The following is a 10,880-nucleotide window of genomic DNA, read 5'->3' on the forward strand; positions in this document are numbered from 1 at the left end:
GCCGTAGCGGAGCGTGCACCGACCGGTGCGCGCATGAGGATGTTGTCGATGCGGGGCGCCGCGCTGATTTTCGGGACACTTCTCGTCATCGCGACCTTCGTGTGGTTCATGTACTTCGTCCCCCTGGGATGTGCGATGAACACGACGGGGTGCCGGGAGACCTTCTCGGTCTGGAGCGGCGGCGGCCTGGTCCATTTCTGGGCGCCGCTCCTTGTCGCAGGCGCGGCGATCCTTTTCGGATTGTCCGGCTCTAGGTAGATCGGCGGTATTCGCGCATTGCGAGGCAGGGCCGCCGACGCTCCGGTCGTCGACGGGATCTGGTCAGCGGCGACGAGAGAGTCGTCGATGAACCTCTAGACGGCCGTGCAGCCGTTCAGGTGATCCTGCCCCTCGGTCAGGGGTCAGCTTGCCGGCGGGACCGGGCCGTGCGAGGTGTCGCCCGCGACGATGCCTGACGTGAGTTGATCCACTGATCGCATGAGCCTCGCCGTCGACGCGACCCGCGCCCGGACCCCGAGGACCGCCGATCTGCACCGCGGCTATCGCGGCCGGGAGGGCGACCGACGGTCCGCGCGGGATGCCGGTCGATACCAGTCTCGGCGTCGGACAATCCCCGCGACCCGGCGAAAACGCGACTGGGCCGCCCATCGCAACATCGTGCCGGCGCCTGCCGGAGGAACCGCGTCCCGCGAGGCGGGACCGTTCGCCAAGACAGGGGATGTCCGGGAATGATCATCTGGTCCGGCTGGGGAATGCTGACGGCGCTGATCGCGGCGGCGGGCCTGATCGGCAGCGTGCTGCTCGATCCGGCGCTCGCCCGCCTGGGCGTCCCGACGCCCACGGGCGTCATCCTGGTGTGGGTGGTGGCGGCCGGCTTCAACTGGTGGCTCGGCACCCGGCTGAACGGCCGGCCGGGCCGCGAACTGCTCGACCCGCGCACGGGGCAGACAGTGATCCTGCGCCCGCGCCACACCCTGTTCTGGATCCCGATGCAGTACTACTCCGTGCTCATGGTTCTGCTCGGTCTGCTCGCCGTGATCGGCGCGATGCACGCCGGCTCGCCGGGCCGGCCTGTCTGATGGGCGAGCGCCGCGCCGCGGGTGCGCGGCCGCGACCTCTCCGAGGCCTCTCCGGCGCTCGACGCCGCGGCGCAGGGATGAAGCCCGTGGCGGTCCTAGGGGCAGTCCGGAGCGTCCGGAATCGCGTCGAAGGCCTGCGGTCCCGGCTGTGCTCGGGGGCGGACGACGACGCGGACCGTGACCCGGCAGTCACCCGCCCGGACGCGGTAGCGCTCCCCGTCGACGCGTTCGACTGCATCGATCGGACGCGATCCCAGCACCCGCGCGGCCGCCTCCGCGACGGCCTGGACTTCACGCACGCGTTGCCAGGACGGCGGCAGGGCTGCCTGGGCGGTCGTCGGAAGCAGCGCGAGCCCCGTCGCGCTTAGCCAGCGACGCGCGGCCATCATGCCCGGGCCTCCCGGGTCCTGGCGGGAGCCGACACCGGCGCCGGGACAGCCGCCCGGATCGGCCGGACCGCGAAGAGCCGAAGGCGTCGGCGCGTGGGCGTCTCTCCGTTCATGCGGCGGGGACGAACCTCAGCGGACCGCGAAGACGGAGGCCGGCGCCCCGTAGCGCCGGTCCCAGCCTTCCCACGCGACGTCGGTCGGTCCCACGGCGAAGTCGACGACCCGCCAGCCGTTTCCGTCCTGGCGCAGCAGCGCGGCGTAGTCGTTCGAGTCCAGATCGTCCGCGGCGCGAGGGAGGGGGCGGCCGTCGGGCCGCTGCATCCGCGCGAACAGGAAGGCCCAGGGGCCGACTTGGTTCAGGGCGTGCACGACGAACTGCACCGGCTGTCCCCGCCCGGTCTCCGCGGGGCCCCGGGCGACATCGAGCAGGGCGCGCCGCGCCGCGCCCTGCGGGGTCTCCGTCCCGGCCTGTGCGGGCTGTCGCGTGCCGTCGCCGCAGGGCTGCCAGGTTCTCTGGGCGCCCGTGTCGGCCGGGCGTCCGTAGCACCAGCCCGCGGCGGCGAGCCGGCGATCGAGGCCGTCGCGCCGTTCGCAGGCCGCCTGCGTGCGCGGATCGTCGCCAGAGCCGCCGCGGCAGAGACCGTTGGCCGTGGTCCAGTCCCGGAGAAGCGCCGCCACCGGATCGGCGCGCGTCGCCGTCGGCGCCGCGATCATCAGGGCGCAGAGCGCGCCGACGCGCCGTGTTCGCCGCGTCCGGTCTCTCCGGCTCGCGCAGGGCGCGCGGCCATCACCGGGGAGGCCGCCATCGGCCCGCGCGACGGCGTGGCGGGCCGAAGCAGCGGATCCGCGCGTCTCCGCACCGGCGTCACCCGACCGCGCGCCAGTGCCCGGACCGCCGATGGACCTTCCGTGTCCCCCTGTCATGCCCTGAAATCCCTGCCTGCGCCGGTCTCACGTCAGCCTTGAGCAGACCAGACCGAGTTCCGCGCGTCCCGCGCGGGCCGATCGGCACGATCGTCGCGCTCATGTTGGGCACGCGGCGAGACCTGTCGAGGGGATCGGCGCCGCCGCGGGTCAGAGCGCGCGCCTCCGCGGCGCTGCACGGCCGGGTGGCGATCCCACCGCCGGCACCGCCGAGACGGGAGCGTCCCGCCGCGGAGAGCCGCGCTCGTCGCCGGCAACCCGTCGCGCCGGACGCTGTTGGGTCCCCGGGAGTGGTTTCCGTATGGCGCGTCGCATCCTGATCACCGGCGCCAGCATCGCCGGCAACACGGTGGCCTGGTGGCTCGCCCGCAGCGGCTTCGACGTGACCGTCGTCGAGCGCGCGCCCGCCTTCCGGGACGGTGGGCAGAACGTCGATGTGCGCGGCGTCGGTCGCACGGTGCTGCGCCGGATGGGTCTGGAACGGGCCGCCCTCGCCAGCGGCACCGGCGAGGAGGGCACGGCCTGGATCGACGGCCGGGGACGGGTCGCCGCGCGGTTCGACGTCGCCGGGGCTGAGGGTGATGGCCCGACCGCCGAGATGGAGATCCTGCGCGGCGACCTGGCGCGCCTTCTCTACGAGCCGGCCCGGGAGCGGGCCCGCTACCGCTTCGGCGACCGTGTGGCCCGCCTCGCGGAGGACGGGGACGCGGTCGCCGTCACCTTCGCGGGCGGCGAGACGGAACGCTACGACGCGGTGGTCGTGGCGGAGGGCGTCGGCTCATCGACCCGCGAGCTCGTCTTTCCCGGAGAGAACGCGCCGCGCTGGATGGATCTGACCATCGCGTACTTCACGATTCCCAGAATCCCCGGCGACGACCGGATGTGGCGCTGGTTCAACGCCACGGGCGGCCGCAGCATCTCGCTGCGGCCGGACCGACACGGCACGACGCGCGCGATGCTGACGCTCCGTCAGCCGCCCGGCGGCGAGCAGGACTGGGATATCGCTCGCCAGAAGGCGTTCCTGCGGGCGCGGTTCGCCGGCGCCGGGTGGCAGGCCGGGCGCGTCGTGGCGGGCCTGGACGCGACGGACGATTTCTACCTCGACGTCCTGCGCCAGGTGAGGATGAAGCGCTGGTCGTCTGAACGCGTCGTGCTCACAGGCGACGCGGCCTGGTGCGCGACGCCCCTCGCGGGCATCGGCACGACGCTGGCCGTCACCGGCGCCTGCGTGCTGGCCGGTGAGCTGGCGCGCGCCGACACGGTCGCGGCGGGCTTTGCGGCTTACGAGCGGGTCATGCGCCCGTATGTCGAGAGGGCGCAGGGTGTCCCGAAGCTCGCGCCGAAGCTCATGAACCCGCGCACGCGGATCGGCATCCGTCTCCTTCACGCGGCCCTGAACGTCGCGAGCAGGCCCGCCGTTCGCCGCGTCACCGCGAAGCTGTTCGATGGGCGCTCCGAGGAGCCCGATGTCTCCGCTTACGTCGGTCGATCGGCCTGAATCGGCTCCTCGGCACACACGCTCCGGGCGGTTCCACATGGAGCGCTCGGATCGCCACGGCTCGGTTCACTGCGGGGTCTGATCTTGGCTCAGGAACGACGGCGTCCGTTGTCGGGGCAGCCTCTCCCGACAAGACCGGCTGTGCCGGCGGGGGAAAGTCCTCCCTAGAATTGTGAGATCAATGTCTGTTGTTTCATGAATCGGATCCCTGTCGGGTCTCGACGCGCGCGAGCATGTCGAGGGCATCACCGATCGCGGCGAACTCCGCGGTGTTGTCGAAGATGCACCACGCGCGTCGGCCGAGGGCCTTGTGCGCTCCGAGGCGCTCGGCCATCCGGGACAGGACGCGCGGTTCGTACGCCGAGTAGTACATGCGCGGCGAGCCGTGGAGCCGATAGTAGACGAGGTCCGGCCAGCCACCGGGCATGCCGGCGTTCCGGACCGGCGCGGGGTCGGCCGCGACACGGGCGATCGCGAGGCCGACGAGCAGGCGGTCGACATCTTCTGTGAACCACGTGGCGTGGCGCGGCTCGCAGACGATGTCGCCCGGGAAGCGCCGCCGGAATTCCGATAGGAAGGTCGCCGCGGACGGGCTGTCGAAGGCCAGACTCGGTGGGAGCTGGAGCAGCAGCGGCCCGAGTTTTGTCCCGAGGCCCGTGACCTCCCCGAGGAAGCGCTCGAGGGGCTCATCCACGCCGATGAGGCGCCGCTCGTGCGTGACCGATCGCGGCACCTTCACGGCGAAGCGGAACCCGTCCGGCACCGCCGCAGCCCATCTCGCGTAGGTCGTCGCCCGATGGGGCCGATAGAAGGCGGTGTTGATCTCGACCGCGGAAAAGCGCTGTCCGTACCGCTCCAGATGGCTGCCCGCCTCTGGGAACTGCGGCGCGTAGGCCTTGGGCAGGCTCCAGCCCGCGGTTCCGACGGCGATGGCGTCTGATGGATGCATGGAATACCGCTCGGGGCCGAAGCCATGCCGGCCCGACCGGCGATCGGTAGACCGGGATCTGCGCGCATGCGAGCGCTCGACGAGGTGTTCGACCGTCTCCCGCAATCCGCGTTCCGGCGACGCTTCCGGCTGGCGATCGCCGATCGGGTCTACCTGCGGGAGAAGGGGCTCCCGGCGGTCTTGGACCACGCGCGGGACTTCGTGCGGCGACGCCTCGCGTCCGCCGAGCCGAGGAACGACGGCAAGCAGACGCCCTTTCGCGGTCATCCCGTCTTCACGGCGCAGCACGCGACGGCAACCTGCTGCCGCGGTTGCCTGGCCAAGTGGCACGCGATCCCCGCCGGCCGGGCATTGACCGCCGTCGAGCAGGCCCACGTGGTCGCCGCGATCGCGCGCTGGCTGCGCTCCGAGGACCCCGAGGCCGCCTGAAGCGCGCGCCAGGCCGGGCGGCCGGCGCCACCGAGACGGGGCAAAGTCGGCGTCGCGGACGAACGCCGCGATCCGGTCACTCCCGCCGGGGCGCTTCAGGCCCGGCGGCGTGCCGCTGCCGGTCGCGGCGTCCGGGCCACACGGCCCCGCCGCTTCTCCCGCTCCGCGGGCCGCTTGGCCTTTGCCCCTCCGGCGTTCGCCTCGTCCCTCCCCTGCCCTGGCCGCGCGGCGTGCGCGTCGAGGAAGCGCCGGCACGCGTCGAAGTCCGTCTCCGCGTCCGGCGGGCACGGGATGCCGCGCTGCTGGGCGAGGCTGCGCGCGTAGCCGACCATCGCCGCGCTCGGGCTCCGCCGGCCGTCTGCGCGGCCGGCGTCGTCCTCCTGCCCGGCACGCGGCCCGGCATGGGTGTCGAGGAACGCGTGGCAGACGCTGATGCTGCTCCTGCAGCCACGCGGCAGCGTCACGCCCTTCCGCTCGGAAAGGCTCACGGCGAACGCCACCATGGCCGGCGTCGGCGGCCGCTGGTCGCCCTGACCGGCCGGGATCAGGCTCGGATCGAGGCTGACGGTCGGCGCCTGCGCGATCGCGGCGATCAGGTCGTCGAGGCGGGCGCGGGTACGCTGGCGGAAGGCGGTCGCGCGCGCGACCGCCTCGGCGCGCGTGGCCGCCCGTCCGATCTCGGCGAGCTCCGCCTCGAACATGGCGCGCCCGACCGGATCTCCGTAGGCCGGGAACACGCTGCGCACCGCGCGGACGAAGGTCAGGCCGACCTCGGTGACCTCGATGGCCGGATCCTTGCCGGTAGACAGCGTGATGTAGCGGCTCTTCAGGAGCTTGGGCAGGATCGTGTCGCGCGTCGCGGCCGTGCCCAGACCCTTCGGCTCGTTCGGGTTGGCGGGGTTTTCCAGGGCGCGCTTGGCGGCCGGATCGTCCACTTGGTCGATCAGCCGGCCCATCACCACCGGCAATTCGCCTCGGGTGATCCGCCGCGGCGGCTCGGACTTCGCGGTAGCGATCTCCGCCGTCGCGGCGGAGGCGCCTTCGCCGTCGGTCACGAGCGGCAGGCGGGTGGCGGTGGCTTCCGCCTCGCGCTTGGTCTTGCCGGGCACGGCATCCGCTTCGAGCTCGGCCTCGCTGCCGTAGAGCGCGCGCCAGCCCGGCACGCGCACGACGCTGCCGGAGACGGCGAACCGCCTCACGCCCAGCGGTGTCGCGACATCCGCCGTGACGCTCGTGCGCGCGTCGACCCCGTCGGGCAGGTGCGCGGCGAGATAGGCCTTCGCCACGAGTTCCCACAAGCGGAACTGATCGGTGCTGAGACGGCCGCGCTCGGGCGCCTTGCGCAGGGGCACGATGGCGTGGTGCTCGCCCGGATCCACGACGTAGTGGCCCTTCAGGCCGCGACGGATCAGCGGCGCAGCGTCGCGCGGAACGACTGTGCTCAGGTCGCTCAGGACGGTCGTGACGGCCGCGATGATCGCGGCGGCATCGCCGGCCTGGCCCTCGGGCAGGTGCTCCGACTCCGTGCGCGGGTAGCTGAGGTACCCCTGATCGTAGAGGTCCTGAGCGATGCCGGCCGTGTGCTGCGGGTCCCAGCCGAACCGCTTGGCGCAGCGTCGCGCCAGGGTGTCCTTCGAGAACAGCCGGGGCGGCGCGCGCCGGACATCCCTGTGCGCGACCGCCAGAGGGCCCGACCACGTCGCCGCGGCGGACCGGATCGTCTCAGCGATCGCCGCATCGAGGATCCGCTCCTTCGGGGCATGCCAGAGGGTGATCTCCGCGCCTGCATGGGTCCTAAGGTGCAGCGCGACCTTGAAGAAGTCCTGCGGCACGAAGGACCGGATCCGCTCCTCCAGGTCCGCCAGGATGGCGAGGGTCGGCGTCTGCACGCCGCCGAAGCGCCAGGGCTCCCGGAAGGCGGGCGGGCGCAGGCGCAGCGAGATCGCCCGCGTGCCGTTCAGGCCGAGATGATAGTCCTCGTACTGCCGGCAGAGCGCCTCGAGATAGGCGGCGTAGTCGCGCTCGCCCGAGTCGGGATCCTTGGACAGGGCCGCGAAGGCGCGTCGGATCGAGACCTCGTCGAGCGCGCCGAGCTTGAGCCGGTCGACCCGGCCGTTCCAGCCGAGATGCTCGAGCACTTCCCACGCGATCATCGAGCCCTCGCGACCCGGATCCGTGGCGATGATCACGCGGTCCACGCCGCTCAGCGCCTGCCGGATCGCGGCGATCTTCGGTGCGTGCGACTGCCCGGACCGGTTCGTGCCGTAGCCGACCGGGATCGTGGGAAGGACGATCGGGAGGAGGTCGAAGCGCCAGGGCTTCCACTCGGGCCGGATGCTGCCCGGCTCCTCGGCCGACAGCAGGTGTCCCTCGGCGGCCACGCAGACCGTGCTCGGCGAGCGGAAGAAGCGCTGCAACTGGCGCATCGCCGAGGGCTTCTCGAAGAAGAACAGCGTGCGACCGGAGCTCGGAGATGACATGTCGCTGACCGCTCCGGCTGTCGCCGCGCCTGACCCAGGGTTCACATTTTGTTCCAGACGGGCTCGGGACGCAACTGGCGCCTCGAGAGGATAAGCCGTCGCAGAAGCCGGCGGCGTGTCGCCCTCCCCAGGCACACCGGCCGGCGCCGCGATGCTGGAGCGGCGCTCGTACCCGTGCTCCGGGCTCGCCCGCGGCGGCGACCCGGAATGCCTCCGTGGCCGGATCCCCGCCTGTGGCTGGCGCGCCGCCGTCGACCCGCGCACCGTCCTCCGAAGGCTCCGGGCACGCGCTCGCGCGCTGAGGGTTGCCCGCCCCAAGTGTCTGCCGAGACCAGCAAGCCTTCAGCGGGCGCGGCACCGAGGCCCGGTCGCGGGCCTAGCCGGCCGCGTGCGCCGAGCCGGGCTTGTTGCCGTGAATGAGGTCCCGACCCGCGTAGATGCCGCCCACGACCTGCAGATCGAGACGCTCCGCATCGCGGCGCCGGACCTCCGCCAGGATCGCGCTGGCCGCTTCCGGTTCGGCTCCGGTCGTCAGGAGCGCCTGCTCGCCGAGGAGCAGAGCCGACTCGACCGTCTCGCGGATCTGGTAGGCCACGCCCGCCTGGATCAGCTCGACCGCGTGTTCGCGATCCCGGGCGCGCGCCAGCACGGGCACCAGGGGGAACTCCGCCTTGGCGATCTCCGCCACGCGTCTGGCCATCGCGGTGTCGTCGACGCAGATCAGGATCGCCCGCGCCGTCGCGGCGCCGGCCGCGTGCAGAATGTCGAGGCGGGTGCCGTCACCGTAATAGACCTTGAAGCCGAATCCCTCGGCGAGACGGATGTTGCTCGGGTTCGTGTCGATGATCGAGACCGAGCAGCCCTGCGCGATGAGCGGCTGACTGGCGATCTGGCCGAAGCGGCCGAACCCGACGATCAGGGCGCTGCCCACGAGGTCCTCGGGCGCCTCGACGCCGTCGATGGACGGGACGGCCTTGGGACCGAGACGATCGAAGGCGACGACCATCAGCGGCGTGATCGCCATCGACAGGATGATGGTGGCTGTCAGGACGGCGTTGGTCGTGCCGTCGATGATGCCCGCGCTCGCGGCGGCCGCGTACAGCACGAAGGCGAACTCGCCGCCCTGCGCCATCAGGGCCGCGCGTTCCAGCGACTCGGCGTGCGAGGCGCGCAGCACCCGGGCCACGCCGTAGATGAGCAGGCCCTTCACGGTCATGTAGGCGGCGACGCCCGCCAGGATCAGGCCGGCATTCGCGGCGATCACCGTCAGGTCGAGGGACATCCCGACCCCGAGGAAGAACAGGCCGAGCAGGATGCCGCGGAACGGCTCGACATCGGCCTCCAGCTGGTGGCGGAAGCTCGACTCCGAGAGCAGGACGCCGGCCAGGAAGGCACCCATCGCCATCGAGAGGCCGCCGAGCTGCATCGCGAGGGCCGAGCCGAGCACGACGAGGAGGGCCGCGGCCGTCATGACCTCGCGCGCCTTGGCGGCGGCGAGGAGGCGGAACAGCGGGTTGAGCAGCCAGCGCCCCGCGGCGACGAGCGCGCAGACCGAGAGCAGGGCGATGGCGACCGTGACCGCGCGCTCCGTCGCGCTCGCGGCGCTCCCGCCCGGCGCCAGAAGCGCGACGGCGGCGAGGAGCGGCACGATGGCGAGATCCTCCAGCAGCAGGATCGCCACGATGCGCTGACCCTTCGGCGTCGAGAGCGCGCCGCGCTCCTCCAGGAGCTGCATGACGATCGCGGTCGAGGTCAGCACGAAGCCGGTCCCGGCCACGAAGGCGACGGTGATCGAGAAGCCGAGGGCGAGTCCGACCAGGGTGAGGGCGGCGATGCAGGCCCCCACCTGGGCCAGGCCGAGCCCGAAGATCGCGCGGCGCATGCCCCAGAGCCGGGACGGCTCCATCTCCAGCCCGATGATGAAGAGGAACATCACGACGCCGAGCTCCGCCACGTGGAGGATGGCGTGGGCGTCCGTGAACAGGCCGAGCCCGAAGGGCCCGATCGCCAGTCCTGCCAGGAGGTAGCCGAGGACCGATCCGAGGCCGAGCCGCTTGAACAGCGGGACGGCGATGACGCCGGCCGCCAGGAGGGAGACGACCTGGACGAGTTCGCTCGCGGCACCGGATGCTTCGACAGCCATGGCGGGGTCCTTCCGTGGGTGCACTGGCGCCCCGCGGCCCGTGCAGGGCACCGACGTCGCGCCGATGGATCCATCTTGAGCGAAGCACGCGCAATCAGAAATGGAAACTATCGAAACGGATCGTTTCCATGAGCACTCATCGTGCGGCCTGCTCTGACGCGCGATCCGGAGCGTGGCTCCTCGTCCGGATCACGGAGGGGTGTGCTGAGAGGCTGGCGCGGCGACGGGTCTCTGCGCGCGGGGGCTCTGCCGGATCCGGGAGCGGTGTCCGCACACGCGGACGACCGCGCCCGTCAGCGTCCGGCGGTCGACGAAGAGGGGCGATTGACAGCCGATTTCTGGCGCCCTATACGGCGCCTCCCGACGCGGTGCCCGGCCAGGGCGGGCCGCACGGACGGACTTCCACTGAAGACTGCAAGCAACGGTCGGCGAACGCCGAATAGTTTTTTGTTGATCTTCAAATGGCACTTGTGTAAACAGGCGCCGTTCTTTGACAAGTGAATACGGGAAAGAGAAGCGTGGACGGCGCTTGTCCTTGCGGGTCCGGCGAGAGCCGGATCAACGAGAGAAGCGAGCTGTCTAACGCTTCGGAAGCTCACACATCCGGGCAGTGATGCCGGGATGATTGTGAGCCTCTGTCAAGTAGTTGTGATCAGCTTAGATCAATCTCTTCAACGTGAGAGTTTGATCCTGGCTCAGAGCGAACGCTGGCGGCAGGCTTAACACATGCAAGTCGAGCGGGCCCTTCGGGGTCAGCGGCGGACGGGTGAGTAACGCGTGGGAACGTGCCTTCTGGTTCGGAATAACCCTGGGAAACTAGGGCTAATACCGGATACGCCCTTATGGGGAAAGGTTTACTGCCGGAAGATCGGCCCGCGTCTGATTAGCTAGTTGGTGGGGTAACGGCCTACCAAGGCGACGATCAGTAGCTGGTCTGAGAGGATGATCAGCCACACTGGGACTGAGACACGGCCCAGACTCCTACGGGA

General features: G+C 71.4%; 9 protein-coding genes and 1 rRNA gene. 5 read left to right on the forward strand and 5 right to left on the reverse strand.

The annotated features are described in order from the left end of the window. The first annotated feature begins 48 nt into the window (after nucleotides 1-48). A complete protein-coding gene (locus BLW78_RS28010) occupies nucleotides 49-258 on the forward strand; it encodes a hypothetical protein (RefSeq protein WP_026605124.1) in 210 nt (69 codons plus the stop codon). A 470-nt stretch (nucleotides 259-728) separates the two neighbouring features. Next, entirely contained in the window at nucleotides 729-1,079 is a 351-nt protein-coding gene (locus BLW78_RS28015; RefSeq protein ID WP_056531099.1) for a hypothetical protein, read from the forward strand. Nucleotides 1,080-1,174: 95 nt separating this feature from the next. On the opposite strand, the gene BLW78_RS28020 is transcribed toward BLW78_RS28015, so the two are convergent. After that, nucleotides 1,175-1,468, reverse strand: coding sequence for a hypothetical protein (locus tag BLW78_RS28020; protein WP_056531102.1), 294 nt, complete (start codon nucleotides 1,466-1,468; stop codon nucleotides 1,175-1,177). Nucleotides 1,469-1,597: 129 nt separating this feature from the next. Continuing rightward, complete coding sequence (locus BLW78_RS28025) at nucleotides 1,598-2,182, reverse strand: hypothetical protein (RefSeq protein WP_091683382.1); 585 nt, start codon at nucleotides 2,180-2,182, stop codon at nucleotides 1,598-1,600. A gap of 511 nt (nucleotides 2,183-2,693) precedes the next feature. On the opposite strand from BLW78_RS28025, the gene BLW78_RS28030 reads away from it, so the two are divergent. Next, complete coding sequence (locus BLW78_RS28030) at nucleotides 2,694-3,890, forward strand: FAD-dependent monooxygenase (protein WP_056531108.1); 1,197 nt, start codon at nucleotides 2,694-2,696, stop codon at nucleotides 3,888-3,890. Nucleotides 3,891-4,083: 193 nt separating this feature from the next. Here BLW78_RS28030 and BLW78_RS28035 read toward each other — a convergent pair whose 3' ends face one another. After that, nucleotides 4,084-4,839: a DUF72 domain-containing protein gene (locus BLW78_RS28035; protein WP_056531111.1), complete on the reverse strand. Its 756-nt coding sequence runs from the start codon at nucleotides 4,837-4,839 to the stop codon at nucleotides 4,084-4,086. Nucleotides 4,840-4,905: 66 nt separating this feature from the next. Here BLW78_RS28035 and BLW78_RS28040 point away from each other — a divergent pair, with 66 nt between their 5' ends. Further along, nucleotides 4,906-5,268 (forward strand): DUF4186 domain-containing protein, encoded by a 363-nt coding sequence (locus BLW78_RS28040; RefSeq protein WP_091683384.1) that lies wholly within the window; start codon nucleotides 4,906-4,908, stop codon nucleotides 5,266-5,268. A gap of 95 nt (nucleotides 5,269-5,363) precedes the next feature. On the opposite strand, the gene BLW78_RS28045 is transcribed toward BLW78_RS28040, so the two are convergent. Together BLW78_RS28045 and BLW78_RS28050 are read right to left on the reverse strand one after the other, a co-directional pair. Next, nucleotides 5,364-7,748, reverse strand: a complete 2,385-nt coding sequence (locus tag BLW78_RS28045) for a type IA DNA topoisomerase (RefSeq protein ID WP_091683386.1) — start codon at nucleotides 7,746-7,748, stop codon at nucleotides 5,364-5,366. Between the two features lie 376 nt (nucleotides 7,749-8,124). Then, nucleotides 8,125-9,891, reverse strand: coding sequence for a monovalent cation:proton antiporter-2 (CPA2) family protein (locus tag BLW78_RS28050; protein WP_091683388.1), 1,767 nt, complete (start codon nucleotides 9,889-9,891; stop codon nucleotides 8,125-8,127). Nucleotides 9,892-10,563: 672 nt separating this feature from the next. Here BLW78_RS28050 and BLW78_RS28055 point away from each other — a divergent pair. Continuing rightward, nucleotides 10,564-10,880: ribosomal RNA gene (locus tag BLW78_RS28055) — 16S ribosomal RNA — on the forward strand; the annotation flags it as partial.

Source organism: Methylobacterium sp. 275MFSha3.1, from assembly GCF_900108435.1.
Taxonomy (GTDB): domain Bacteria; phylum Pseudomonadota; class Alphaproteobacteria; order Rhizobiales; family Beijerinckiaceae; genus Methylobacterium.

Excerpts from the sequence above, each read along its gene's own strand:
- BLW78_RS28010 (WP_026605124.1), top strand. The coding sequence starts at position 49 with ATGCGGGGCGCCGCGCTGATTTTCGGGACACTTCTCGTCATCGCGACC.
- BLW78_RS28015 (WP_056531099.1), top strand. The coding sequence starts at position 729 with ATGATCATCTGGTCCGGCTGGGGAATGCTGACGGCGCTGATCGCGGCG.
- BLW78_RS28020 (WP_056531102.1), bottom strand. The coding sequence starts at position 1,468 with ATGATGGCCGCGCGTCGCTGGCTAAGCGCGACGGGGCTCGCGCTGCTT.
- BLW78_RS28025 (WP_091683382.1), bottom strand. The coding sequence starts at position 2,182 with ATGATCGCGGCGCCGACGGCGACGCGCGCCGATCCGGTGGCGGCGCTT.
- BLW78_RS28030 (WP_056531108.1), top strand. The coding sequence starts at position 2,694 with ATGGCGCGTCGCATCCTGATCACCGGCGCCAGCATCGCCGGCAACACG.
- BLW78_RS28035 (WP_056531111.1), bottom strand. The coding sequence starts at position 4,839 with ATGCATCCATCAGACGCCATCGCCGTCGGAACCGCGGGCTGGAGCCTG.
- BLW78_RS28040 (WP_091683384.1), top strand. The coding sequence starts at position 4,906 with ATGCGAGCGCTCGACGAGGTGTTCGACCGTCTCCCGCAATCCGCGTTC.
- BLW78_RS28045 (WP_091683386.1), bottom strand. The coding sequence starts at position 7,748 with ATGTCATCTCCGAGCTCCGGTCGCACGCTGTTCTTCTTCGAGAAGCCC.
- BLW78_RS28050 (WP_091683388.1), bottom strand. The coding sequence starts at position 9,891 with ATGGCTGTCGAAGCATCCGGTGCCGCGAGCGAACTCGTCCAGGTCGTC.